Origin of the sequence: Nocardia sp. NPDC058666 (assembly GCF_042714895.1) — a bacterium.
Classification (GTDB): Bacteria; Actinomycetota; Actinomycetes; order Mycobacteriales; family Mycobacteriaceae; genus Nocardia.
Genome location: NZ_JBHXRY010000007.1, coordinates 126,314 through 150,582, shown reverse-complemented (window position 1 = coordinate 150,582; position 24,269 = coordinate 126,314). Strand labels below are relative to the sequence as shown.

The window sequence follows — 24,269 nt, the reverse complement described above, 5'->3', positions numbered from 1 at the left end:
GCTTCCCCCCTCGTGGGTGGGGGTTGTGTGGTGCTCTCTGGCGGATTGGCATCCCCCCCCCTCCCCCCCCCCCCACCAAACCCACTCCCCCCCCTCCCCTGGTCTCCTCCCCCCCCCCGCCGTCGTGACCGGCTAGGTGTGAGCTACTCCTGCTCGAACCGTCGCCGGAATCGGTCTTCCATGCGCTCGGAGAAGCCGCCCGACTTGCGTGGGCGACCACCACGGGCGGTGGGTCCGGTCGGCGGGACACTGCCCGCCGCCGGGGTCTCGGGCGCGTCAGGTCGGGCGGCGCGACGCGAGTTGCCGATCATCAGCAGGACACCAGCGCCGAACATGGCGATGAATCCGACCAGACTGATGATCGGGAAACCGCCCGGCTTGAACGGGGCGGCGATGCCGGCGACGAGCAGGAACAGGCCGACGGCGAACAACGCCGCAGCCTGCAGTCTGCGTCTACTCGACGTGGAACGAAGTCGTCCGCCTCGGACGGACGAGGCGAACTTCGGGTCCTCAGCATAGAGAGCGCTCTCGATCTGTTCGAGCATGCGCTGCTCGTGCTCGGAGAGTGGCACGGTACCTCCCCCGGCACTAGGCGTGGCTGGTCGCCTCCGGGTAGGCGACGGGTAGCCGACCTTGGCGGCTATCTGTCCCCCATGATACGAGTTCGATCGGTGGCGTACCACCTACTCGGTCATAACTAAGCGGTCATGTCGCGGCCACGACTCGGCTGCGGGTGGCTCTTAGCGGCGGCTACCAGCGCATCGTCGACGTCGTAGAGGAATGCGCCCACCCGTGAGCAGAACTCATCGGCTTGTGTGTCGGTGATCGCGCGGTCCAATCCGGCCTCCAGCGCGGCCCGTAATTGCGAGTGCGCCTCGAAATAATCGGCCCACATCACGAACTCCGGGCTGGCGCGTCTCAGCAACACCCACGCACTGCGCGAACGCGCTCGCGGGGCCCGGTCGGCTCCGGTGAGCGCGATCATCGAACCCGCACCGCGCAACGCGGCCAGGTACGCGGTGCGGAACCGCTCCCCCGGTTCGTGTTCCCAGGCGGAATCGGTGAGCAGGGCATCGGCCTGACGCAGTAGCCCGCCGGCGCGCCCGTCGTGACCATGCGGTGCCCGACCATCGGTGTGACCAGTCATCTGCTGCCCCTTTCGCCCCTCGCACTATCGAACTAGCATTCGAACGTTTGAATTGAGATTGAATATAGGGACACCCACTGACAACTTTCCGCGTCCACATCCCTCGACGAGAGCCATGACAGCCGTCAAGCCGAAACACACCCCCGCACCCGTGGTCGTCGACCTCACCGTCGCCGGCATGCGCGCCCGTCTGCACGACGCGCTGTCGGTCTATGTCGCGGCCATGGAGTACCCGCGCGGCACCGAGCACCATCGCGCCCCCATGTGGAACGAACACACCGGCCGGGCGGGCTGGCGAGCCGTCGCGGCGGTGCTGCCCGACGATGCCGGTGGCGTGGACCTGCGTACGGCGCCGATCGTGGCGATCGCCTATGGCTACAGCGGGGCGCCGCGGCAGTGGTGGCATCAGCAGGTGCAGACCGGGATGCGCCGCAGCGGTTGGCCCGACGCGACCGCGCGCGACCTGCTCGCGGACTATTTCGAACTCACCGAGTTGCACGTGCATCCGGCCGCGCAGGGTCGAGGGATCGGGGCGCGGCTGCTGGACCGGTTGCTCGCGGATCGGGTGGAGGCGGCGGTGCTGCTGTCCACGCCGGAGGTGCCGGAGGAGGCGAACCGGGCCTGGAAGCTGTATCGACGGGCCGGGTTCACCGATGTGGTCCGCAATTTCGTGTTCGCCGGCGATACCAGGCCGTTCGCGATCTTGGGGCGCAGGCTGCCGATGCCGCCCTCGCACCCGTGACGACGGTGGTGGTCGGTTCCGGCCACAACGCGCTGGTCGCGGCCTGTTATCTCGCGCGCGACGGTCACCGGGTGCAGGTGCTCGAACGCGACGAGGTGCCCGGCGGGGCGGTGTCGACCGTGGAGCGGTTTCCGGGCCATCTTGTCGATCGTGGTTCGTCGGCGCACATCATGATCCGGCACACCGGGATCATCGAGGAGCTCGAGCTCGACCGGTTCGGGTTGCGGTATATCGACTGTGATCCGTGGGGTTTCACGCCGTCGGATGGTGTGCGTGCGCCGATCGTGTTCCATCGGGATCTGGACCGCACGTGTGCGTCGATCGAGGCGGCGTGTGGTGTCAAGGACGCTGACGCTTATCGGCGGTTCGTCGCGGTGTGGGGTGAGCGCAGTGCGCGGGTGATGCGGTCGTTCGGTGGGCCGCCCACGCCCGGCAGGCTGGTGCGTTCGTTCTGGGGGCTGGACGCGAAGGCCGGTGGGTCGGCGTTGTCGCGGGAGTTCTTGCAGTCCGGTGACGCACTGTTGGACTTCTGGTTCGACGACGAACGGCTCAAGGCGTCGCTGGCGTGGTTCGGTGCGCAGTCGGGTCCGCCGATGTCGGAACCGGGGACCGCGCCGATGGCCGGGTTCGCCGCGCTCATGCACACATTGCCGCCGGGGCGGGCGGTGGGCGGAAGTGGGGCACTCAGTGCCGCGTTGATCGCGCGGTTGCGTGCCGATGGGGGCGAGTTGCATACCGGCGATGCGGTCACTTCGCTTCGCCGGTCCGGCAGCGGTTGGCAGGTGACGACCGAATCGGGCCGAATCCTGCACGCCGACACCGTGATCGCGGGTTCGCACATTCTGTCCACGCTGGACCTGTTGCGCGCGGGCGATTTCGACACCGCGGTGCTCGACGACTGGCAGCGACGCATCCGGGTGGGCCCCGGCATCGGCATGGTGGTGCGTCTGGCCACCGACCGGCTACCCGAATATCCCGGCGCTAGCGTTGCCGAATCCGCGCGGGGCCTGCAGTTTCTCGTGTCGGATCGACGTCAGCTTCGACTGGCGCACGGTGCCGCGCTCGGTGGAACGCTACCGCCGCGTCCGGTGGTGCTGGCGATGAGTTTCAGCGCGCTCGACCCGTCCATCGCACCCGCCGGGCAACATCAGCTCTCGCTGTGGGCGCAGTGGCATCCGTACGAGCTCGCCGACGGCAGCGACTGGGCAGCACACGCCGAGCACGAGGCGGATCGGATCATCGCCGAAGTCGAAAGGTACGCACCGGGTTTCGCGTCGTCGGTGCGGCAGCGTTTCGTGCAGACGCCGGTCGATCTGGAAAGCGAGATGGGTTTGCGTGGCGGCAATGTCATGCATGTGGAGATGTCCCTGGATCAGATGATGCTGTGGCGGCCGCTGCCGGAGTTGTCGGGGCAGCGGGTGCCGGGTGCGCCCGGACTGTATTTGACGGGCGCGTCGACCCATCCCGGTGGCGGGGTCTCGGGGGCCAGTGGTCGTAGTGCGGCGCAGTTGGTTCTGCGTGATGGTCGCAAGCGCAGGTTCGGCCTGCCGCGTTCGCGATGACATCGAGCGGCGAAAGTTCTGCGGCGGTCCGGGACTGGTTGGGTGCGGACCGCCGGCGCGCGCTGCCCGCTGTTGCGGCGGTGGCTCTGGTGCTCGCCCAGGTCGGCTACCCCTTGAGCGAGGGTGTGGGCCGCGATCGGATCACCGTCGCCGTGGTGGTGCTCTCGGCCGTGACCGCACTTCTGCACGCGGCGACCACGCGCGGACTTCGTTGGGCTGCTGGGTTTTTCGTCATCGTCTCGGGTCTGGGCCTGGCGGCGGAGATCATCGGGACCGCCACCGGGTTCCCGTTCGGCACCTACTCCTACGCCGTCGACCGGCTCGGCCCGTCACTGGCCGATGTCCCGCTGGTCGTCCCGCTCGCGTGGACCGGTGGCCTGTATCCGATCTGGATCGTGGCGGGTTTGCTCACCTCCGGCTGGGAGCGAGGCGGTGGGCCCCGGTTCGGTGCGCCCGGAACAGCCAGGGCTTCGAATGCGCGGCGCGCCGGACTGTTCGTCCTCGGCGCGGTCGGTTGGGACCTGTTTCTGGATCCGCAGATGGTCGCCGACGGCCAGTGGACGTGGGCGGTGACCGATGCGGGGTTGCCGGGGTTGCCGCAGATTCCGTGCACCAACTATCTGGGCTGGGCTTTGGTGGCCACGCTCATGGCCGGCCTGCTCACGGTCCTGGATCGCCGAAATCCGCCGCGCGATCGGTCGGTCGCCGTCCCCGTCGCGGTGTTCGGGTGGACCTGGCTCGGTTCGACTCTCGCGCACGCGGTGTTTCTCGGCCTGCCGGCGTCGGCGGTGTGGGGTTTCGTCGGACTCGGTGTGCTCGGAATCCCCTTGTTCGCGCGCCTGTGGGCGGCCCGGCGCGCGCGAGGTGCCGCGATTCCCCGCGAAAACGCCTGATCGGCAGGGGTCGATGGGCACTGGTGGGCCCGTCGTGTGCACGCGGCGGCTCGAGCCTGGCACGATGTCAACCGTGCAGCCGAGTCCCGTCGCCGACATGCCCGCTTCCTCCCCTCGCCGTTTCGTGCCCGTGCGGCGCGTAGCGGCCGTCGCCGTGCTGTTGGCACTGCTGGTGCCCGCGCTCGCCGGATGCCTGCGGGTGCAGGTGTCGATGGGGGTGTCCTCCAACGACCGGGTGTCGGGCCGGATCGTGGCCGCGGTGGTGCCGACCGGGCCCGAGGACAAGGGTCCGCAGTTGGCCGCGCCGGACCAGTTGGCGTCGAAGGTCCGGGTGGAGAACTACAACCAGGACGGGTTCGTGGGCACGCAGGTGTTCTTCGACGATCTGTCGTTCGGCGAGGTCGGCCAGTTGGGCGGGCTGTCGGATCAGACGCAGGGCATGTTCACCCTCGAGTTCCAGCGCAGCGGCGATCTGGTGAGTCTGCTGGGTCGCGTGGATCTGGAATCGGTGCCGCCGCACGGTTCCGACGTGCAGTTCTCGGTGGCGTTCCCGGCGCGCGTGGCCAAGACCAACGGCACCCGCGAAACCACCGACAGCGAGAACACCGTGTCGTGGAAGCTGCCCGCGGGCGAGGTGTCGACCATGCGCGCGGAGGTGAAGTACGCCGACCCCAACACCCGCTCGTTCGCGGGGTGGGCGGGCATCGTCGGCGGCATCACCCTCGCGGTGGCCGCGCTGATCGCCGGGCTGGCGTTCCGCGATCGCAACCCCGCCCCGCCGCACGCGCCGCGCGGCGGTTTCTCGCCGTCGGAGATGTGGCGCGAGATCTCCAGTCGCCGTCTGGGTCGCTGACATGGGCGCGGCGGTCCGCTACCTGACCTGGGCGGGCACCGGTCTGGCCGCGCTGGGCGCGACGACCGCCGCCTACAACCTGGTCACTTTGCGCACGTTGCCGCGCGGGGGTTCCGGCGTGATCGAGCCGGTCACGGTGTGTGTTCCCGCCCGCGACGAAGCCGACCGCCTGCCCGCGCTGATCGCGGACCTGCGCGCGCAAACCGGCGTCCCCCGGTTGACGGTGTTGATCCTGGACGACGCGTCCACCGACGGTACCTACGACGCCGCACTGGCCGCGATCGCCGACGACCCCCGCTTCACCGTGCTGTGCTCGGCCGCCCACCCCGCCCCCGGCTGGACCGGCAAGGCCGCCGCCTGCGCCCGACTGGCTGCGCGCACCGACGCGGCCGCCCTGGTTTTCGTCGATGCTGACGTGCGCCTGGCACCCCACGCCATCGCCGCAGCGGTGACCGAATTACGCAGGCGCGGGGCAGGTTTGGTGTCGGCGTGGCCGGTACAGGAAGCGGGTTCGATCACCGAACACCTGGTCCAGCCGCTGCTCGCGTGGTCATGGGCCTCGACGTTGCCGGTCGGCCCCGCCAATCACAGCCTGCGCCCGTCCACCGCCGTCGCCTGCGGACAGTTCCTCGCCGTCGACGCACAGGCGTACCGCGCGGGCGGCGGTCACGCGGCCGTAGCGGCAAGTGCCACAGAGGATCTCGACCTGGCACGCGCCATGCGTCGAGCAGGTCACCGCACCGCCCTGGTAGCCGCGGGCCCGGCCGCGAGCACCCGAATGTACTCCGGCACAACCGAACTCACCGACGGCTACACCCGGTGGCTGTGGTCGGCCTACGGTGGCCGCCGCGACACCGGTGCCGCCATCGGAATCCTTGCCGCCCTTGCCTATTGGCTGCCACCCCTGGCCGCCCTGTTCGGCCGCGGTAAGACCCGCCGCATCGGCCTACTCGGCTACCTGGCCGCGATCACGAGCCGACTTGCCGCCCGCACCATCGAAACCCGCCGCACCCCCACCGGTCCCGACATCGCCTCGGCCCTGGCCCACCCGATAGGCGTGGCCCACTACCTGACCCTGTGGACCCGCTCCCACCACCGCCACCGCGCTGGCCGCCTCCGCTGGAAACAGCGCCCGCTGGTCACCCCCGACACCCCCATCGCCCGCCAGGCCTGATTGTCACGCGGCGAGGTCTCAGTCGACCTCGGTGATGCCGATGGTCGGGAAGAAGAAGCAGGATTTGCCCGCGTTGTCCACGGTGCCGAATACCGCGGCCAAGACCGTGCCTTTGCCGGTGTCGACGGGGACCGCTCGCACGCCACCGACCGGAATCGCGGCGAAAAGGAAGTCGCGGATGGCGGTTTCGGCCAGTGGGCGCAGTTCCACGGGGACTTCGGGCGGGACCAGCGCGCGGACGATGTCGGCGATCGACCCCATCGACTCCATACCGCCGCGCCCGGTGCTGATATTGAGCCAGGCCACCTGCATGCCTGCGGTTTTCGTCGCGGCGGTGTCGGCGGCCAAGCCGTAGGGCAGGAACGTGAACAGCGTCTGGCCGGACTTCACGGCGGACAGGTCCAGGCCGGGGATCGGGAGCGTGTTCGCAGGCCACGGGCCCGGCACCGCACCCGCGACGGCCGGGACCAGGCCCGCGCCGTCGCCCGAACAGTTCAGGGCGACCGTCGGGTAGAGGAACGGCTGGATACCCAGGGCTTTCAGCGTCTCGACGACCGTCTGGTACGCGCCGAGCAGGTCTGCGGGACCGGCGGCGGGCGTGGCGTCCCTGGTGACGGCGGGCGTCACCGGAACAGCGGGTTCGGCGGCAGCCGACGGCGCGGCCAGCAGCAGCGCGGCGGCGCAGGCCGTCAGCGAGGTCAGTGCGGTGGAACGACGCGGCATGATCACGGCGAACTCCTCATCGACTCAGAGAAGCCCGACGCTACCCCGCCCGGTGACCATTTCCGCCCAGGTGAAGTGACCGCCCGTTCGGCGCGTCGCAATCTCCCAGCGAACCCACCGGCCACGCCACGGTTCGTGTTCGCGGGTCGTGGACCACACCGAACCGGGGCAATTGTGCTCGGACTCGGTGCCGACACCAACCCCTGCACTCACGCTGATTTCTACCGTTGTGAACCATCGTGGCTGTGCCGCATGCTGATTCAGCTCGGGCCGCAAGGCCGGGGCACAACCATCCAGAGCGACCGAGAGACCTGGCTCGATGACGTCGCAGCAACCCGCCCGTTCGAGGGTGTGGGTGCTTCCGCCGGGTTCGATGGAGGAGATCTTGTGAACACTTCCTGTCCGGCCTGAGCGCCGCCAGATCGCGTACCCGTCGCTGGCCGGGTGGAGGTCGCCGTACCTCGTTCCACTGTGCTGCTGAGGACTCCCATGACCGCGTCCGCCGTCACCGCCCCGCCGGGCGACACCGCACCCCCTGAGCCGGATCCCATCGACAACGACCTGCCCCGGATCGCCGGTTCCTGGCATCCGTGGCGGTGGGTCGTCGCCGCGGTCGCACTGCTGCTGGTGGCCCAGTTCGCGCACGGTCTGATCACCAATCCGGGGTGGGACTGGGGCACGTTCGCCCAGTATTTCACCGCGAAATCGGTGCTGGCCGCGCTGCGGGTGACCATCGAGTTGACCCTGTGGGGCACCGTGCTCGGTTTCGCGATCGGCACGCTGCTGGCGATCGGGCGGGTGTCGAACAATCCTGTGCTGCGGGTGATCGCCTGGACCTACATCTGGGCGTTCCGGTCGATTCCGCTGATCGTGCAGTTGCTGTTCTGGTTCAACATCGCGTACCTGTATCCCCGTCTGTCGGTGGGTATTCCGTTCGGACCCGCGTTCTTCGATTTCGAAGTCAACGGCGTGATCAGCGGTTTCACCGCGGCGGTGATCGGGTTGGCTCTGCATCAGGCGGCGTACTCGGCCGAACTGATCCGGGCGGGCCTGCTCGCCGTCGACAGCGGTCAGCTCGAAGCTGCTGCGGCACTGGGCATTCCGCGCTGGCGACAGTTCCGCACGATCGTGCTCCCGCAGGCGATGCGTTCGATCCTGCCCAATGCCGCCAATGAGGTGATCAGCCTGTTCAAGGGCACCTCGATCGTGTCGGTGATGGCGATCGCCGAGCTGTTCTACCAGGTCCAGGTGATCTTCGGCCGCAACGGTCGGGTGGTGCCGCTGCTGATGGTGGCCACCGCCTGGTACATCGTGCTCACCACCGCGCTGACGATCGTCCAGTTCTACATCGAACGCCACTACGCCAAGGGCGCGCAGCGTGAGCTGCCGCCGACACCGTGGCAGAAGGTCCGCACCAAGGTGACCGAGATCGCCGCCGCACCCCGAGGAGCTACCCGATGACCACTGCGGTGCGGGCGCGAGGAATTCGTAAGTCCTACAACGGAACCGAGGTGTTGCGTGGTATCGACCTGGCGGTGCGGACCGGCGAAGTGGTCGCGCTGATCGGCCCGTCCGGGTCGGGCAAGTCCACGCTGCTGCGGGTGCTCAATCATCTAGAAGCGCAGGACGCGGGCACGGTGCACGTCGACGGTGAGTTGATCGGCTACCGGCAGCGCGGCGATATCCTGCGGCCGCTGCCCGATCGTGCGGTGCGTGCTCAGCGCAGCCAGATCGGTTTCGTGTTCCAGCAATTCAACCTGTTTCCGCATCTCACCGCCCTGGAAAACATTGTGCTGGCACCGGTTTCGTCGCAGGGACGCCCGCGCGACGAGGTGGTGGCCGAGGCGAAGCACCTGCTACACCGGGTGGGGCTTGCCGATTTCGCCGATGCCTACCCGCGTCGACTGTCGGGCGGGCAGCAGCAACGCGTGGCCATCGCGCGTGCGCTGGCGTTGAAACCGCGCCTGATCCTGTTCGACGAGCCCACCTCCGCGCTGGACCCGGAACTGGTCGGCGAAGTCCTCGCGGTAATCCGCGATCTCGCTGTCACCGGCACCGCGCTGGTGATCGTGACTCACGAAATCGGTTTCGCTCGTGAGGTCGCCGACACGGTGGTGTTCCTCGACGAGGGCCGCATCGTCGAACGCGGTGCCGCCGCGACCGTTCTCGATCATCCCGAACATCCACGCACGCAGGCATTCCTGTCGCGCGTGCGCTGACTGTCCCTTCCCACGAACAGGTTTCGACACTGATGAAACTTTCCACGCTGATCGGCATCATTTCGGCGGCGACACTGCTGACCGCAGGGTGCGCCGATCCCGAGACGGCCGAAACCGTCCAGGCCGGCACGGTCACCTTCGACCTGTCACCCACCCAGCAGGGCCGGGTGCACGTGGCGAAGGTCGACGCGATCGCCGCGACTGTGCCGCAGGCGATTCGCGATCGCGGCACGCTGATCGTGACCGGTGCCGCCGGTGCCGCGCCGCCGCTGCGGTTCTATGCCACCGACGACAAGACCGTGGTCGGTTCCGAGATCGACTTCGCCAACCTGGTGGCCGACAAGCTGGGCCTGAAACTGGTGACGCAGGTGGCGGATTGGACGCAGAACTTCGTGCGCGTGGACTCCGGTGAGGTCGATGCGTTCATCTCCAATGTGACCGTCACCGAGGAGCGCAAGGAGAAGTACGACTTCGCGACCTACCGCAAGGACAACGTCACCCTCGAGGTGCCCGCGGACAGTGCGCTGACGTTCACCGACCGAAAGAGCCTGGTGGGCAAGCGAATCGGTGTCGGCGCGGGCACGAACCAGGAACAGCTGCTGGTGAAGTGGAACGAACAGAATGTCGCCGAGGGACTGGCGCCGATCGACATCGCCTACTACCAGCAGGTCACCGACTACTACCTCGCGCTGGCCTCGAAGCGACTCGACGGCTTCATCGGACCCGGCCCCACGGGCCTCTACCACTCCGCGACCACCGGCGAGACCAAGGTCATCGCCACCTTCTCCGGTGCCGGTGAGGGTTTGCAGGGCGAGATCGCGGTGCTGACCAAGAAGAACAGCGGCCTCAATGCCGCCATCCACCGGGCACTGGTCGACGCCATCGCCGACGGCAGCTACCAGAAGGTCCTCGATCGCTGGGGTCTGGATTCGGAGAAGGTCGCCGAGTCGCGGATCAACCCGCCGGGGTTGCCGAAAAAGCCTGTCGCATGAGGTCATTCGAGACGCTAGGAGCGCGCGCATGAAATTCCTGCTGATGACGCTGATCACCCGGGTGCCCGATCCGGCTACCGGCGTGGTTCCCACGACACGTGATCGCCTGCACGAGGTGGTCGAACAAGCCAGGTGCGCTGAGGAATTCGGGTATGACGGGTTCGCTGTCGGTGAGCGGCACGAGGATCCGTTCCTGTCGGCCGCTCCCCCGGTGGTGCTGAGCCATATCGCGGCGGTGACCTCGCGGATCAGCCTGTTCACCGCGGTCACCACGTTGAGTCTGCTCGATCCGGTGCGCGCGTTCGAGGACTATTCGACGGTGGACAATCTGTCCGACGGCAGGCTCGAGCTGATCATCGGCAAGGGCAACGGTGCCGCCCAGGCGCAGCTGTATCACGTCACCGCCCAGGATCAGTGGCAGCGCAATCGTGAAGGCTACGAACTTTTTCGGGCGCTGTGGGACAGCGAGGAGGTGACGTGGTCGGGCCGGTTCCGACCCTCGCTGACCGCGGCCAAGGCGTTGCCGCGACCGTTGCAGCCGCGAGTGCGGATCTGGCACGGCAGCGCGACCAGCCGGGAGTCGGTGGAACTGGCTGCACGACACGGTGATCCGGTGTTCTCGGCCAACGTCACCAATCCGATCGAGCCGTACGCCGAACTGATCCGCCACTATCGCGAACGGTGGGCGCACTACGGGCACGACCCGGCCGACGCGCTGGTCGGTGCGGGCACCGCCGGTTTCCATGTCGCGCGGACCTCGCAGGAGGCCGTGGCGGTGTATCGCCCGCTGTTCGAGGCGCGCACCGCCTTGCAGCGCAAGGTCGGCAACCCCGTCGTGTTCGACACCGTCGAGGACTTCCTCGACCGCTCGTCGGCGCTGGTCGGCAGCCCGGAGCAGGTGATCGACAAGGTGGGTCGCTATCACGAGCAGTTCGGGCACGAGGTGATCCACCTGTCCGCCGAACGCGAAGGGCGTTCCGACGCCGACTATCTGGGCAGTCTCGAGCTGTTCCAGGCCGAGGTGGCGCCGGAGCTGCGCCGCCGCATTCCCAGCCGTCCCCTGGCTACTCGCCGCGAATTGTCTGGAGCTACCTCGTGATTCGACATCGTCTCGCCGGTCTGGTGGGTGTGGTGGCCGCTGCCACCACGGTGGTCGCGTGCGGCGGCGACACCGGCGGCACCGGGCAAGCCGGTCCCCCGCAGCCCGGCGGCACCCTGCGCTACGGGCTGTCCCAAGCGCCCTCGTGCTCCGATCCGGCGCAGTCGGGTTCGAATCAGACCATCTATGTCGCCCGCCAGGTGGTCGACTCACTGACCGATCAGGATCCCGAGACCGGGGCGATCACGCCGTGGCTGGCCAAGAGTTGGCAGATCAGCCCGGATTCGAAAGTCTTCACGTTCACGCTGGCCGACGGGGTGACGTTCAGCGACGGCACCCCGCTGACCGCCGATTCGGTGCGCGATACCTTCGACGCGATCATCAAACTGGGTGGGGCGAAGGCACCGCTGGGCATCAGCTATCTGGCCAACTACGTCGGCACGACAGCGGTCGACAAACTCACCGCGCGTGTGGAATTCAGCCAACCCAACGCCCCGTTCCTGCAGGCCTCGTCGACACCGCAGCTGGGGATCCTGGCGCAGTCGACCAACGCGAAACCGGCGGAGGCCCGGTGCGCTGGTGACAACATCGGCAGCGGGCCGTTCACCTACGCCGACTACAAGCAGGACGCATCGGTGACGCTGGCCAAGCGCGCCGGATATGACTGGGGCTCCGCGGTTTTCGGACACAAGGGCGAGGCGTACCTGGACCGGATCGAGTTCACGGTCATTCCCGAATCGGGGGTTCGCACCGGCAGTGTGGCCTCGGGTCAGCTCGACGCGATCAGTGACGCACTGCCCCAGGACGCACCGCAGATCGAGGCGGTGGGCGGGCGGGTGTTGTCCACGTCCAATCCCGGCACGCCATTCGGGTTGCACCCCAACGTGACTCGCGGTCCGTTGCGCGACCCCGCGGTGCGCCAGGCGTTGCTGCCCGCGTTGGATCGCCGTCAGCTCGTGGACACGGTGCTGGGTCCGCAGTTCAAGCCGGCTACCTCCACGCTGGCCGCGGCCACGCCCGCCTACGCGGATCTGTCGTCGAAGCTCGCCTACGACCCGACCAAGGCGAAGTCGATCCTCGAGCAGGCAGGCTGGTTGCCGGGGCCCGATGGCATCCGCGTCAAGAACGGTGAGCGACTGAGCTTTTCGGTGACGTTCAGCCAGGTGTTCGCGGGCAATCAGGCGATTCTGGAACTGGTGCAGCAGCAGTTGCGGCAGGTAGGAGTCGAACTGAAGCTCGACCTGGTCTCGTTCCCGGAGTCCACCGCACGGCAGAACAGCAAGGATTACGACGCCATCTACGGCAATTCCACCCGTGCCGACGGTGACATCCTGCGCACCGCGTTCTCGCTGACCGGCCGCAATCTCAATGTGCGCGGGCCGATTCCGGCGCTCGATGACACGCTGAACAACCAACTGTCCGCCAACGATCCCGCCACCCGCGCGGATCTGATCAAAACCGCGCAGCAACAGATACTCGACAACGGGCTCTACATCCCCACGATCGAGCTGTCGCAGGCGATCGGTGCCGCCGCGCACACGCAGGATCTGAAGTTCGAGGCCTCGGCCCGACTGCAGTTCTTCGACACCTGGCTGAGCGGACACTGAGATGGTCCAGACGCGGGTAGCAGCGCATTTCCCTGTGCTCCGATACGTGAGTTCCCGAGTGCTGCAAGCACTGTGGGTGCTGTGGGCGGCGTTCACGATCTCGTTCGTGGTCCTGTATCTGCTGCCCGCGGACCCGGTCTCGATGGCCGCGGACAGTTCGGGCACCGGCACACCGGTCGACAAGGCGGCGATCGCGGAACTGCAGGCCCGCTACGGGTTGGACAAGCCGCTGTGGGAGCAATATGTGAGCGCGCTCGGCAATGCCGTCACCGGGGATCTGGGCCGCTCGATCAATACCGGTCAACCGGTCACCGAAGCCCTCGGTGACGCCCTTCCCTCCACGCTCGGATTGGCTTCTCTCGCACTGCTGTTCGCGTTCGTGGGCGGGGTCGGCTTGGCCTTCGCCGCGACCCACACGCGACGGCCGTGGCTACGGAACACCCTGAGTGCGCTACCGCCACTGGGTGTTTCGGTGCCGACGTTCTGGACGGGTCTTCTGCTGTTGCAGTTGTTCTCCTTTCGCCTGCACTGGTTTCCGGCCTTCGGTGGCACGGGGCTGCGCGGGACGGTGCTGCCCGCGCTGACGTTGGCCCTGCCGATCGGTGCCGTGCTCGCGCAGGTGCTCGCCGCCGGACTGGAACAGACCTGGCGGCAACCGTTCACCGAGGTCGCGCTGGCCAAGGGTGCGTCGCGGTGGTGGGTGCAGCGCCGACATATCGCCCGTTTGGCGAGCGTGCCCGCCTTCACCATCGCCGGCGTACTGGTGGGCACGATGCTGGCCGGGTCGGTGGTGGTGGAGTCGGTGTTCGCCCGCGCCGGTGTGGGGCGACTGACTCAGACGTCGGTGCTCAACCAGGACATTCCGGTGGTCCAGGGGGTGGTGTTGCTGTCGGCGTTGATCTTCGTCGCGGTGAATCTGGCTGTGGACCTGCTGTATCCGCTGCTCGATCCACGCATCACCGGAACTCGCCGCGATCCCACTCCCCCGGCTGCCGCGGCCTCCGCTGAACTCGCGACAAGTACTTCGCAGCGGTCTGCCCGCAAGCTCACCAACGACACGGAAGGCAGCGAACATGGTTGACATCCTTGTCCGGCATGCACGACTGGCTGATCAGCCGGTCGCGGCGCCCGCTCTCGAGCAGGTCCTGCGCTGGACGCGCGGGCACCTCGGACTCGTGTTCTCCGGCGTGGTGCTGGTTGTCGCGGGCGGCTGGGCCGTGGCGCCGTCGATGTTCGCCTCCGGTGACCCGCTGACCGGCGTGCCCGCCGAGAAGTTCCAGGGGCCGAGCGCCGAGCACTGGTTCGGGACCGACAATCTCGGGCGCGACCTGTACACGCGGATGGTGCACGGTGCGGGGCTGTCGCTCACCGCCACGCTGACCGCGGTCGGGATCGCACTGGTGGTCGGGTCGCTGCTCGGGCTGTTATCCGGGGCGGCGGGCGGGATCGTGGACACCGCGATCATGCGGGTGGTCGATGTCCTGTTGTCCATCCCGTCGCTGTTGCTCGCGCTGGCGCTGGTGACGGCGTTGGGCTTCGGCACCCGCAATGTGGCTGTTGCCGTGGGGGTTTCGTTGATCGCGAACTTCGCCAGGGTGATGCGCTCGGAGGTGCTGCGGGTGCGGCACGCGCCGTATGTCGAGGCGGCACACGCGTCGGGGGTGCGCTGGTATGCGGTGCTCGCTCGTCACGTCCTACCCAATTCGTTTCAGCCCGTACTTGCCTTGGCCGCAGTCGAATTCGGAATGGCGGTGCTGGCGGTGTCGTCGCTGAGTTTCCTCGGCTACGGCACCAAACCGCCCACCCCCGAATGGGGTTCGTTGATCTCCGAGGGCCGCAACTTCTTGGCCTCGGCGTGGTGGTTGACCACCCTGCCGGGTCTGGTGATCGTCGCCGTCGTGCTGTCGGCCCAGCATGTGGGCCGTTTCGCGGGAAGGACCGGGCAGCAATGAGCGACCGAACGAAGGACGCGACGCTACTGCGCGTGAACGATCTGCACATCGCCTATCGGACCGGTTCAGGGTCCGTCGACGCCCTGCGCGGAGTCACGATCGAAGTGGCGCGCGGGGAAGTTGTCGCGCTGGTAGGCGAGTCGGGGTCGGGCAAGTCGACGCTGGCCCATGCGGTGATCGGCTTGCTCGCCGATTCGGCGCAGATCGTCTCGGGCACAGTCGAATTCGATGGCGAGCGAGTCGATCCCGGGAACGAGAAGGCGCTGCAGCGCTTGCGCGGCGCTCGGGTGGGACTGGTGCCGCAGGATCCCGGCCTGTCGCTCAATCCGGTACTGCGGGTGGGCGATCAGGTGGCCGAGGCGCTGCTGGTACACAAGCTGGCTGATCGGCGCGGCGCGGCATTGCAGGCACTGGACCTGCTCGCCGAAGTCGGCCTCGACCGGCCCGAGGTTCGAGCTCGGCAGTATCCGCACGAGCTGTCCGGTGGTCAACGGCAACGGGTGCTGATCGCGATCGCCCTGGCCTGCGGGCCGGAGTTGATCATCGCCGACGAGCCGACGAGTGCGCTGGATGCGACCGTGGCGCGACAGGTGCTGGATCGGCTGGCCGAGCGGATCGCCGCGCGTGGGACAGCGGTGCTGTTGATCACCCATGACCTGGCCGTGGCTGCCGAGCGGGCCGACCGATTGGTGGTGCTCGAGCAGGGCAAGGTGATCGAATCCGGTTCCACAGAACAGGTTTTGAACCACGCGGTCCAGCCCTACACCCAGCGGTTGCTCGCTGCGTCGCCTGCACTGTCGCCCACCGAATTCCGACCCTCGCGTCCCCGCGCCGCAGCGCCTTTGCTGTCGGTTCACGCCTTGCACAAACGATTCCACGCGGGGGCCGGCACTATCGCCGCCGTCGACGGGGTCGAGTTCAGTCTCGATCGCGGCGAAACCCTCTCTCTCGTAGGCGAATCCGGCTCGGGCAAGTCGACCACGGCACGCATCGCCTTGCGGCTCACCGACGCAGACAGTGGCACAGTCACTTTCGACGGTCACAACCTCACCGGTATCCGTCGAAGTCGCCTGCGTGCCCTGCGCAAACGGTTCCAGGTGGTGTACCAGAACCCCTATTCATCGCTGGATCCACGCTGGGATGTCGCCGACATCATCGCCGAACCCTTGCGCGCCTACGGCATCGACAACCGCGCCGACCGCGTAGCCGAACTGCTCGAACAAGTCGCGCTGCCAACTACTTTCGTGCGGCGCAAGCCCGCGGAACTGTCCGGCGGTCAGCGCCAACGGGTGGCGATCGCCCGCGCGCTCGCCTTGCGACCCGACCTGTTGGTGCTCGACGAACCGGTCTCCGCCCTGGACGCCTCGGTCCAGGCACAGATCCTGGACCTGCTCGACACCCTGCAATCCGAACTGGCGCTGGGCTACCTGTTCATCTCCCACGACCTGGCCGTAGTCCGCCGGATCAGCGACCGGGTCGCGGTGATGCGCCACGGCCGCATCCTCGAAACCGGTCCCACCGCAACCCTGTTCACCGATCCGCAGCACCCGTACACCCGAGAACTGCTCGCGGCGATCCCCGCACCGGGCAACCGGATCGATTCCCCCGACGGAAAGGACCTCACCCGATGAGCAAGCCCAGACTGTCCCTCGGCATCGAAACCGCAGGCACCGGAACACATCCCGCGTCCTGGCGGCGACCCGATTCCGGCGCCGAAGACCTGTTCACCGCCGACTACTGGACCACGGTGGTGTCGCAGGCCGAGCAGCTCGGGTTCGACGCTGTTTTCCTGCCGGACTCGTTCGGCCTCCAGTCCGGTGGTGCCGCGGTGACGCGCGGCAGGCTCGACGCCGTCGCGATCGCCGCTCGTACCGCGCCCCTGACCAGGCGCATCGGGCTGATCCCCCAGGTGCCGGTCACCCATACCGAACCGTTCCACGTATCCAAGGCGGTGACCGCGCTCGACTTCGCGAGTCTTGGCCGTGCGGGCTGGGAGGTGACCGTGTCCGGCGATCCGTCGCAAGCAAAGGCGTTCGGCCGCAAAGCATCTCAGGGTGTCGAATCGCTGTGGCACGAGGCCGACGAAGCGGTCGAGGTGGTGACCCGGCTGTGGGACAGCTGGGAGGACGACGCCGAGATCCGCGACGTGCCCACCGGCCGTTTCATCGACCGTGACCGTCTGCACTACATCGACTTCGTCGGCGACAATTTCTCGGTCAAGGGCCCGTCGATCACCCCGCGCTCGCCCCAGGGTCAGCCGATCGTGACGATCCGCGCCGATGATGCCGAGTCCACCGACGTAGCGATCCGCCGCGCCGACATCATCCGCGTCACCGCCGCCGACCTGCCCGCGGCTGCGCAACGCCGCGTCGCATTGCGCACCGCTCTCGCCGCCGCGGGCCGCGACCCGGATGCCGTGCAGGTCCTGCTGGATCTGCCTGTCCACCTGGCGGATTGGGCCGAGGAGGCCCGGTCGCAGGTTCGACAACTCGACCGGTGGGCCGACCTGCCCGCCGATCACAGCCTCCGCCATGTGGGCACCGTCGCCGCCCTGGACGAACTGCTCGCGGAGATCTCGCGGTCCAGAATCGCCGACGGCGTGGTGCTGCGGCCACTGGCACTGCGGGCCACCCTCTATGCCCTGGCCAACCGCCCGACCACGACCCCGACCGCGACAACGCTGCGCGAGCGCCTCGGACTGCCGCGCCCCACCAGCCGTTACGCCACGACAGGAGCAGTGCTGTGACCTCGAAACCCCGCAAACAAGTCCATCTCGCCGCGCACTTCCCCGGCGTCAACAACACCACTGTCTGGGCCGATCCGGCGTCGAAATCGCAGGTGGAGTTCTCGTCCTTCGAGCACCTGGCCCGCGCCGCCGAACGGGGCCTGTTCGACTTCTTCTTCCTGGCCGAAGGGCTGCGGTTGCGTGAACATCGCGGTCTGATCCACGACCTGGACGTGGTGGGCAGGCCCGACACGTTCACCGTGCTCAACGCGGTGGCGGCGGTGACGCAGCGTCTCGGGTTGGCGGGCACCATCAACAGCACCTACAACGAACCGTTCGAGCTGGCCAAACAGTTTGCCTCGCTGGATCACCTGTCGGGGGGTCGGGCGGCGTGGAATGTGGTGACGTCCTCTGATGCGTTCACCGGCGAGAACTTCCGGCGCGGTGGGTATCTCGAACACGGTCAGCGGTATCGGCGAGCCGAAGAGGTGGTCGCGGCGACCAGGGCACTGTGGGACAGCTGGCCCACCGACTCACTGGTGATCGACCGCGAGCACGGAATCTTCGCCCGTGAAGTGCCCGAAACCACGTTCCGCAGTTCACAATTCGACTTCGCGGCACCGTTCGTCGTACCGCCGAGTCCGCAGGGGCATCCAGTGCTGTTGCAGGCGGGCGATTCCGACGAAGGACGTGAGTTCGGCGCGAAGGCCGCCGATGCCATCTTCACCGTGCACGGCGCCCTCGACGCAGGCCAGAAGTTCTACGCCGACGTCAAAGGCCGACTCGCCAAATATGGTCGCGCACACGATGATCTGCTGGTCTTCCCCGCTGCGACCTTCGTGCTCGGTGATACCGAACAGGAAGCTCGCGACAATGCGCGCCACATCCGCTATCAGCAGGTGAGCCCGCAGACCGCCATCGCGTTCCTCGAACAGGTTTGGGGCCGTGACCTTTCCGGCTATGACGCCGATGGCCCCCTGCCCGATATCGACCCCGACACCACCGCCGAGATCACCCGCGGGCGGGTTCGACACGCGAAAGATCCACTGGCGGTGGCGAAAGCATGGCGGGAGAAGGCGCACGCGCAGAATCTGAGCATTCGCGAACTCATCATCGAGGTCACCGCCCGCCAGCAGTTCATCGGCACACCCGCCCAGGTCGCGCAGCAGATCGACCACTACGTGCAGTCCGATGCCGCCGACGGTTTCATCCTGGTCCCCCACCTGACCCCCGCCGGCCTCGACGAATTCGTCGACAAGGTGGTCCCGGAACTGCAGGAACGCGGCAGTTTCCGCACCGAATACACCGGCACCACCCTGCGCGACCATCTCGGTCTGCGTCACCCCCACCACCGCACCGTCACCGAAGGAGCCCGCGCGTCATGACCATCACCGTCGAATCCCCCACCACCGCAACAACCTTCGCCGCTGACTGGTCGCGCTGGCACCATGCCCGCGAGGACGGTCTGCGCGACCCCCTCGGCTGGCTCAGCTTGGCCGGCCTGCACTGGCTCACCGACCGCCCGCAGCGTCTGGACGGTGTCCCCGGCACCTGGTGGGTCACCGACGACAAGGTGTTCATCACCGCGCAACCCGCCGACCGGCTCGATGTGGACGGCGAACGGATCGGCGGCGTGCAGATCGTGACGCCCGCGGAAGGCGCGCCGGGGGTGAGCGTGCTCAACGAGGCGCGGGTCCTCGAGGTGATCCGGCGCTCCGGGCAATTCGCGGTGCGCGTGCACGATCCGGCCGCCCCGACACTGACCGCGTTCACCGGCGTCGCCGCCTACCCGGCCGACCCGCGCTGGGTGGTGACCGGGCGTTTCACCGCCTTCGACCAGGCCCGCACGGTCACTACGGGCGCCGTGGTCGACGGACTCGAGCACCACCACCGCGCTGCGGGCATCATCGAATTCCGGATCGGTGACAGCCACGAAGCCCTGCTGGCCTTCGGCACCCCCGACGACCTGAATGTGCTGTTCACCGACGCCACCAGCGGCGTGACCACCTACCCGGCCGCGCGCTCACTGGCCGTCGGCGCGGTCGAGGCGCACGGCACGGTCACCCTCGACTTCAACCGGGCCGTGAACCTGCCGTGCGCGTTCACCGACTTCGCGACCTGCCCGGTCGCACCGCGCGAGAACCGGCTGCGCGTGGCAATCGAAGCGGGAGAACAGGATCCGAAGCTATGAGCGTTCCCCTGTCGATCCTGGATCTGGCACCGATCAGCGAAGGGTCCAGTGCCGCACAGGCATTGCGCAACACCATCGATCTGGCACGGCACGCCGAGCAGTGGGGTTACCGCCGATACTGGTTGGCCGAACACCATTTCGTGTCGGTGGCCAGTTCTTCGTCGCTGACGTTGCTCGGTTTGGTCGCCGCCGCCACGTCGCGGATTCGGGTCGGAACCGGCGCGGTGCAGGTCGGGCACCACACGTCGGCCTCGATCGTGGAAGCGTTCGGCACCGTCGACGCGCTGCATCCGGGACGACTCGATCTGGGCCTGGGCAGGTCAGGGCATCGCCTGAGCCAATTCGGTGCGGCAGCGGCGACCGCCAAGGGCGGGCATCCGGTACTGGACACGGTGACCGGGCGCACCGAGATCCGCGACGGGGTCGTGGTGCCGCCGCCGTTCGATCCCCGCCGGGTCACCGACCGCTCGAAGTTCCTCGCGTCTATCGAAGCGCTGCAACAGCCCGGCGCGCAGGCACTGGACTTCGCGGACCAAGTAGCCGAGGTTCAAGCGCTCCTCGACGGCCGCTATTTCACCTCCAACGGCGTTGAACTGCACGCCGTTCCGGGCGAGGGCATCGACGCCGAACTGTGGTTGTTCGGCAGTTCAGCAGGCGAAAGTGCCGAGCTGGCAGGCACATTGGGCCTGCCGTTCGCCGCGGCCTATCACGTGGCACCCGGCACAGCGCTGGACTCCGTCGCGTCCTATCGGGCAGCGTTCCAACCATCGGAGCACTTGGCCGAGCCATACGTCATCGTCTCAGCGGACGTAGTGGTAGCCGCCGACGACGCCACCGCCCGCCACCACGCCGGCACCTACGGCCACTGGGTCCACAGCATCCGCACCGGCGGCGCCGCCGAATACCCGGACCCCACAACAGCTTCCCCGCTCACCCCCGACCAACTCCGCCTGGTCGACGACCGCCTCGCCTCCCAGATAGTCGGCTCCCCCACCACCGTGGTCGAACGCCTCGACGCCCTCCAAAAACTCACCGCCGCGGACGAACTCCTCATCACCACCATCACCCACAACCACACCGACCGCCTCGAATCCCACCGCCTCCTAGCCCAAGCCTGGAACCTCCGCGCCGCCCGCGCCGCCTAACTGGACACTCGATCACCACGCTCTGACGGAGGAATTCGGACCAAAATCCCGCCACCAGAGCGTGGTGATCTTGATTGACCTATACGTAGGCGTATACCAGGGGTAGGCTCTTCACTTATACGCCACCGTATAAGTGAAGGGTTTCTGCTATGCGACTGCCTGAATCGGCCCATTCCGAGCACCCCTGGCGCATCCACGAGATCGCCCCCGATTTCGTTGTCGAGGACGTCTGGAAGTTCCGTACCCCCGGCGCGGGCCGGCACGACTTCCCGGCCCTGCTCGCCGCCATCCAGGCCGAACGCACCACCGAGTCCACCGGCCTGAGCGCACTGCTGTTCAAAGTCCGCTGGAAGCTGGGCGAACTGTTCGGCTGGGACCGCGCCCAAGTCACCTCCCTGCGCGACCGCCTCCCCACCGACCTCCGCGACACCGCAACCCCCGTCGAAAACAGCCCCCTGACCAGCCTCTACATCCTCGACAACGAATACGCCGGCGAAATCGCCAACAGCACCATGCACGGCATCATGCACCTGAGCTGGGTCCCCGACCCCACCGGCTACCACCTCCGAATGGCAGTCCTGGTGAAGCCCAACGGCCACCTCGGCCGCCTCTATATGGCCGCCATCAAGCCTTTCCGCTACACCATCATCTACCCCGCCATAACCCGCAGCTGGGAACAAACCTGGAAGGACCTCGCCATCCCCCACTGAACGGCGGTGGATTGCCTTCGATCGAAGGCGCTCTACGCGCTGATCGGGGCTGCGGTTACGCCGTAGCCGAGGTTGGTGAGGACCTCGCTGGTGGCCTTGGCGAAGTTCAAGGTGATGAAGTGCAGGCAGGGGGCGCCTTCGTCGATGAGGCGTTGGGCCATTTCGGTGGCGATCTGGATGCCCTCGGCGCGCACTGCCGCGCGGTCTTCTTCCGGGCCGGTGCCTGCGGCTCGGGTCAGGCGGGCGACCACGGCGGGGGGGATGGGGCGGCCGCTGAGTTCTTCGGCGCGGGCGACCGTGCGCAGGGAGGTGATGGGCATCAGTTCGGGGATGATCGGCTTGGCGCCCTCGATGGGGTCCATGGCGATCACCCGGTCGCGCAGGCGCAGGTAGTGGTCTACGTCGAAGAACATCTGGGTGATCGAATACTCCGCTCCCGCACGGAGTTTCGCGGCCAGGTGGTAGGTGTCGTGGTCCAGGTCGGGTGAGCGGTGGTGGCCCTGGGGGAACGAGGCGACGCCGACGTGGAAGTCGCCGAGGTCGCGCACGATGCGGACCAGCTCTTCGGCGTATTCGACACCGCCGGGGTGCTTCTGCCATTCGCCGAGCGGGTCGCCGGGCGGGTCGCCGCGCAGGACCAGCACGTTGCAGATGCCGGAGTCGGCGTAGGAGCCGACCAGGGAGCGCAGTTCGGCGATGCTGTGGCCGACGGCGGTGAGATGCGCGACCGGCAGCAGGGTGGTTTCCTGCGCCAGCGCGCCGGTGATGCGGACGGTGCGGTCGCGGGTGGAGCCGCCCGCGCCGTAGGTCATCGACACGAAGGCGGGGTGCATGCGTTCGAACTCGCGGACCGCGCGCCACAAACGGGCCTCGCCTGCCTCGTCACGCGGGGGGTTGAACTCCACGGAGAACGGCACGCCGTTGCCGGAATGGGTGCGCAGACTCTGCACCACCGAGGGGGTGTTCGAGACGATCGACGGCTGTTGGGCGGGTCGATCTGGGGTCGAACGTCCCCGTCCATTGTCGAAAGTCACCGTGCCAGTCTAGTGGGACACCCAACCGCTCCCGCGCCGACCGGTGATCCTCGCCGCCGCAGGGGGCCCGCGGCTCGTGTGCGGGCAGGTCGCACGTCAAGGCCCGTGAACGCTGTGGTGGCGACCGACCCCAGCCCCGCTGCGACCCCGAACGCATCACCGAGCAGTTCGACAGCGCCGCATCGGCGAGCTCGCCGAAACGCCAGGTGTGGGCTCCGTCGCAGCGGCGAAGTGCGCTGACGATCGTGTCACCGTGCCCGCGTATCGTTCGACCCAACGCTGGCAGGCGCACCGCCGAGTGCGAAACCCGCGCCCGCCGCTCGCCCACTTCGCCACTGGAGGCCGCCCTGTCCGCCGGAATCGGTACCCCGCTCTCCCGGTCCGCCGCCGACGCGCTGACCTCGGTCGACCTCGTCGCGCTGACACCGGGCACCCCGGCCTTCGTCGCCGCCGTGGAACAGGTGCTGACCAGCTTCTTCGCCACCCGTCGCGAGATCGTCGAACCGTTGGGACCGGTGTTCATCGACGCGGTGCAGGCGTTGGAAGAGTTCGTTGTTCGCGGGGGTAAGCGGACCAGGCCCGGCTTCGCGTGGACCGGCTGGCTCGGTGCCGGTGGCGATCCCGCCGGGCCCGACGCGGCCGCGGTGTTGACGGCCTGTTCGGCGCTGGAACTGGTGCAGGCGTGCGCGCTGGTGCACGACGACATCATCGACTCCTCGCGCACTCGGCGCGGGTTCCCGACCGTGCATATCGACTTCGAAGATCGGCACCGGGCAGCCGGTTGGCCCGGCGACGGCGCTTCCTACGGCTCGGCCGTCGCGATTCTGATCGGCGATCTGGCCCTGGCCTGGGCCGATGATCTGGTGCACGCGGCCGGGTTGAGCGCCGACGCGTTGGCGCGGTTCGCGCCGGTGTGGGCGCGGATGCGCACCGAGGTGCTCGGCGGGCAGCTGCTCGACATCAACGGCGAGGCCGGTGGGGACGAATCGGTCGAGGCCGCTTTGCGGATCAACCGGTATAAAACCGCCGCGTACACGATCGAACGGCCGTTGCATCTGGGTGCGGCGATCGCGGGCGCCGACGACGACCTGGTCGACGCGTTGCGCACCTTCGGGACCGATGTCGGGATCGCGTTCCAGCTGCGCGACGACCTGCTCGGCGTGTTCGGCGACCCGGCCGTGACGGGCAAGCCTTCCGGCGATGACCTGCGCGAAGGCAAGCGGACCGTGTTGATCGCGGAGGCGCTGCGACGCGCGGACACCGAATCCGCCGCGCTGATCCGGACCGGGTTGGGCACCGATCTCGACGACGCGGCCGTCGACCGGTTGCGCGCGGTGCTCACCGAACTGGGTGCCGTCGACGAGGTGGAGCGGCGGATCGGCGAACTCACCGAGACCGGATTGGCCGCCATCGCGACCAGTTCCGCGACGCCCGAAGCCAAGCAGTTGTTGCACGCCATGGCGCTGGCCGCCACGCGTCGCGCGGCCTGAACAGGAAAAGT

At 67.9% G+C, this 24,269-nt stretch carries 23 protein-coding genes and 1 riboswitch; of the genes, 19 read left to right on the top strand and 4 right to left on the bottom strand.

Features of this window, described 5'->3' with window-relative positions; translation table 11 throughout:
• Positions 1-143: 143 nt before the first annotated feature.
• Positions 144-572 carry a DUF3040 domain-containing protein gene (locus tag ACFWVD_RS18365; protein WP_379244218.1) on the bottom strand — a complete coding sequence of 143 codons (429 nt, stop codon included), beginning with the start codon at positions 570-572 and terminating at the stop codon, positions 144-146.
• Between the two features lie 125 nt (positions 573-697).
• Positions 698-1,147 carry an SAV_6107 family HEPN domain-containing protein gene (locus ACFWVD_RS18360; protein ID WP_379244216.1) on the bottom strand — a complete coding sequence of 150 codons (450 nt, stop codon included), beginning with the start codon at positions 1,145-1,147 and terminating at the stop codon, positions 698-700.
• A gap of 115 nt (positions 1,148-1,262) precedes the next feature.
• Here ACFWVD_RS18360 and ACFWVD_RS18355 point away from each other — a divergent pair, with 115 nt between their 5' ends.
• The 5 genes from ACFWVD_RS18355 (at position 1,263) to ACFWVD_RS18335 (ending at position 6,371) form a co-directional block, all read left to right on the top strand.
• Positions 1,263-1,889 carry a GNAT family N-acetyltransferase gene (locus ACFWVD_RS18355; protein WP_379244214.1) on the top strand — a complete coding sequence of 209 codons (627 nt, stop codon included), beginning with the start codon at positions 1,263-1,265 and terminating at the stop codon, positions 1,887-1,889.
• Positions 1,886-3,451 carry a phytoene desaturase family protein gene (locus ACFWVD_RS18350; RefSeq protein WP_379244212.1) on the top strand — a complete coding sequence of 522 codons (1,566 nt, stop codon included), beginning with the start codon at positions 1,886-1,888 and terminating at the stop codon, positions 3,449-3,451. Before ACFWVD_RS18355 ends, ACFWVD_RS18350 begins: the two co-directional genes overlap by 4 nt.
• On the top strand, positions 3,448-4,344 hold the full coding sequence (locus ACFWVD_RS18345; RefSeq protein ID WP_379244210.1) for a carotenoid biosynthesis protein: 897 nt from the start codon (positions 3,448-3,450) through the stop codon (positions 4,342-4,344). The genes ACFWVD_RS18350 and ACFWVD_RS18345 overlap by 4 nt, the downstream gene beginning before the upstream one ends.
• Before the next feature lie 97 nt (positions 4,345-4,441).
• Complete coding sequence (locus ACFWVD_RS18340) at positions 4,442-5,197, top strand: LppM family (lipo)protein (RefSeq protein ID WP_379244336.1); 756 nt, start codon at positions 4,442-4,444, stop codon at positions 5,195-5,197.
• A 1-nt stretch (position 5,198) separates the two neighbouring features.
• On the top strand, positions 5,199-6,371 hold the full coding sequence (locus tag ACFWVD_RS18335) for a glycosyltransferase (protein WP_379244208.1): 1,173 nt from the start codon (positions 5,199-5,201) through the stop codon (positions 6,369-6,371).
• Between the two features lie 18 nt (positions 6,372-6,389).
• Here ACFWVD_RS18335 and ACFWVD_RS18330 read toward each other — a convergent pair whose 3' ends face one another.
• Positions 6,390-7,094: a hypothetical protein gene (locus ACFWVD_RS18330; RefSeq protein WP_379244334.1), complete on the bottom strand. Its 705-nt coding sequence runs from the start codon at positions 7,092-7,094 to the stop codon at positions 6,390-6,392.
• A gap of 286 nt (positions 7,095-7,380) precedes the next feature.
• Positions 7,381-7,474: riboswitch (SAM riboswitch) on the top strand.
• Between the two features lie 109 nt (positions 7,475-7,583).
• Between ACFWVD_RS18330 and ACFWVD_RS18325 the strand changes: the two genes are divergently transcribed.
• The 13 genes from ACFWVD_RS18325 (at position 7,584) to ACFWVD_RS18265 (ending at position 21,734) form a co-directional block, all read left to right on the top strand.
• On the top strand, positions 7,584-8,555 hold the full coding sequence (locus ACFWVD_RS18325) for an amino acid ABC transporter permease (RefSeq protein ID WP_379244206.1): 972 nt from the start codon (positions 7,584-7,586) through the stop codon (positions 8,553-8,555).
• Positions 8,552-9,313, top strand: a complete 762-nt coding sequence (locus ACFWVD_RS18320; protein WP_379244204.1) for an amino acid ABC transporter ATP-binding protein — start codon at positions 8,552-8,554, stop codon at positions 9,311-9,313. Before ACFWVD_RS18325 ends, ACFWVD_RS18320 begins: the two co-directional genes overlap by 4 nt.
• 32 nt (positions 9,314-9,345) lie before the next feature.
• Positions 9,346-10,305, top strand: a complete 960-nt coding sequence (locus ACFWVD_RS18315) for an ABC transporter substrate-binding protein (RefSeq protein ID WP_379244202.1) — start codon at positions 9,346-9,348, stop codon at positions 10,303-10,305.
• Between the two features lie 28 nt (positions 10,306-10,333).
• Positions 10,334-11,404, top strand: a complete 1,071-nt coding sequence (locus tag ACFWVD_RS18310; RefSeq protein ID WP_379244200.1) for an LLM class flavin-dependent oxidoreductase — start codon at positions 10,334-10,336, stop codon at positions 11,402-11,404.
• On the top strand, positions 11,401-13,011 hold the full coding sequence (locus ACFWVD_RS18305) for an ABC transporter substrate-binding protein (protein WP_379244198.1): 1,611 nt from the start codon (positions 11,401-11,403) through the stop codon (positions 13,009-13,011). Before ACFWVD_RS18310 ends, ACFWVD_RS18305 begins: the two co-directional genes overlap by 4 nt.
• Positions 13,012-13,045: 34 nt before the next feature.
• A complete protein-coding gene (locus ACFWVD_RS18300; protein WP_379244332.1) occupies positions 13,046-14,092 on the top strand; it encodes an ABC transporter permease in 1,047 nt (348 codons plus the stop codon).
• Positions 14,085-14,963, top strand: coding sequence for an ABC transporter permease (locus tag ACFWVD_RS18295; protein WP_379244196.1), 879 nt, complete (start codon positions 14,085-14,087; stop codon positions 14,961-14,963). Before ACFWVD_RS18300 ends, ACFWVD_RS18295 begins: the two co-directional genes overlap by 8 nt.
• Positions 14,960-16,594, top strand: coding sequence for a dipeptide ABC transporter ATP-binding protein (locus ACFWVD_RS18290; RefSeq protein WP_379244194.1), 1,635 nt, complete (start codon positions 14,960-14,962; stop codon positions 16,592-16,594). Before ACFWVD_RS18295 ends, ACFWVD_RS18290 begins: the two co-directional genes overlap by 4 nt.
• Positions 16,591-17,709, top strand: coding sequence for an LLM class flavin-dependent oxidoreductase (locus ACFWVD_RS18285; RefSeq protein ID WP_379244192.1), 1,119 nt, complete (start codon positions 16,591-16,593; stop codon positions 17,707-17,709). Before ACFWVD_RS18290 ends, ACFWVD_RS18285 begins: the two co-directional genes overlap by 4 nt.
• Positions 17,706-19,073, top strand: coding sequence for an NtaA/DmoA family FMN-dependent monooxygenase (locus ACFWVD_RS18280; RefSeq protein ID WP_379244190.1), 1,368 nt, complete (start codon positions 17,706-17,708; stop codon positions 19,071-19,073). Before ACFWVD_RS18285 ends, ACFWVD_RS18280 begins: the two co-directional genes overlap by 4 nt.
• Positions 19,070-19,879, top strand: a complete 810-nt coding sequence (locus tag ACFWVD_RS18275) for a DUF1684 domain-containing protein (protein WP_379244188.1) — start codon at positions 19,070-19,072, stop codon at positions 19,877-19,879. Before ACFWVD_RS18280 ends, ACFWVD_RS18275 begins: the two co-directional genes overlap by 4 nt.
• Positions 19,876-21,024 (top strand): LLM class flavin-dependent oxidoreductase, encoded by a 1,149-nt coding sequence (locus ACFWVD_RS18270; RefSeq protein ID WP_379244186.1) that lies wholly within the window; start codon positions 19,876-19,878, stop codon positions 21,022-21,024. Before ACFWVD_RS18275 ends, ACFWVD_RS18270 begins: the two co-directional genes overlap by 4 nt.
• A gap of 149 nt (positions 21,025-21,173) precedes the next feature.
• Positions 21,174-21,734 carry a DUF2867 domain-containing protein gene (locus ACFWVD_RS18265; RefSeq protein ID WP_379244184.1) on the top strand — a complete coding sequence of 187 codons (561 nt, stop codon included), beginning with the start codon at positions 21,174-21,176 and terminating at the stop codon, positions 21,732-21,734.
• Positions 21,735-21,766: 32 nt separating this feature from the next.
• On the opposite strand, the gene ACFWVD_RS18260 is transcribed toward ACFWVD_RS18265, so the two are convergent.
• Positions 21,767-22,768, bottom strand: a complete 1,002-nt coding sequence (locus tag ACFWVD_RS18260) for a methylenetetrahydrofolate reductase (RefSeq protein WP_379244182.1) — start codon at positions 22,766-22,768, stop codon at positions 21,767-21,769.
• A 335-nt stretch (positions 22,769-23,103) separates the two neighbouring features.
• Here ACFWVD_RS18260 and ACFWVD_RS18255 point away from each other — a divergent pair, with 335 nt between their 5' ends.
• A complete protein-coding gene (locus tag ACFWVD_RS18255; protein ID WP_379244330.1) occupies positions 23,104-24,258 on the top strand; it encodes a polyprenyl synthetase family protein in 1,155 nt (384 codons plus the stop codon).
• Positions 24,259-24,269 lie beyond the last annotated feature (11 nt).

Coding starts and splice junctions, on each gene's coding strand:
- ACFWVD_RS18285 (WP_379244192.1), top strand. CDS start 16,591: ATGAGCAAGCCCAGACTGTCCCTCGGCATCGAAACCGCAGGCACCGGA.
- ACFWVD_RS18315 (WP_379244202.1), top strand. CDS start 9,346: ATGAAACTTTCCACGCTGATCGGCATCATTTCGGCGGCGACACTGCTG.
- ACFWVD_RS18330 (WP_379244334.1), bottom strand. CDS start 7,094: ATGCCGCGTCGTTCCACCGCACTGACCTCGCTGACGGCCTGCGCCGCC.
- ACFWVD_RS18340 (WP_379244336.1), top strand. CDS start 4,442: ATGCCCGCTTCCTCCCCTCGCCGTTTCGTGCCCGTGCGGCGCGTAGCG.
- ACFWVD_RS18325 (WP_379244206.1), top strand. CDS start 7,584: ATGACCGCGTCCGCCGTCACCGCCCCGCCGGGCGACACCGCACCCCCT.
- ACFWVD_RS18355 (WP_379244214.1), top strand. CDS start 1,263: ATGACAGCCGTCAAGCCGAAACACACCCCCGCACCCGTGGTCGTCGAC.
- ACFWVD_RS18265 (WP_379244184.1), top strand. CDS start 21,174: ATGCGACTGCCTGAATCGGCCCATTCCGAGCACCCCTGGCGCATCCAC.
- ACFWVD_RS18270 (WP_379244186.1), top strand. CDS start 19,876: ATGAGCGTTCCCCTGTCGATCCTGGATCTGGCACCGATCAGCGAAGGG.
- ACFWVD_RS18345 (WP_379244210.1), top strand. CDS start 3,448: ATGACATCGAGCGGCGAAAGTTCTGCGGCGGTCCGGGACTGGTTGGGT.
- ACFWVD_RS18310 (WP_379244200.1), top strand. CDS start 10,334: ATGAAATTCCTGCTGATGACGCTGATCACCCGGGTGCCCGATCCGGCT.
- ACFWVD_RS18320 (WP_379244204.1), top strand. CDS start 8,552: ATGACCACTGCGGTGCGGGCGCGAGGAATTCGTAAGTCCTACAACGGA.
- ACFWVD_RS18335 (WP_379244208.1), top strand. CDS start 5,199: ATGGGCGCGGCGGTCCGCTACCTGACCTGGGCGGGCACCGGTCTGGCC.
- ACFWVD_RS18360 (WP_379244216.1), bottom strand. CDS start 1,147: ATGACTGGTCACACCGATGGTCGGGCACCGCATGGTCACGACGGGCGC.
- ACFWVD_RS18275 (WP_379244188.1), top strand. CDS start 19,070: ATGACCATCACCGTCGAATCCCCCACCACCGCAACAACCTTCGCCGCT.
- ACFWVD_RS18295 (WP_379244196.1), top strand. CDS start 14,085: ATGGTTGACATCCTTGTCCGGCATGCACGACTGGCTGATCAGCCGGTC.
- ACFWVD_RS18290 (WP_379244194.1), top strand. CDS start 14,960: ATGAGCGACCGAACGAAGGACGCGACGCTACTGCGCGTGAACGATCTG.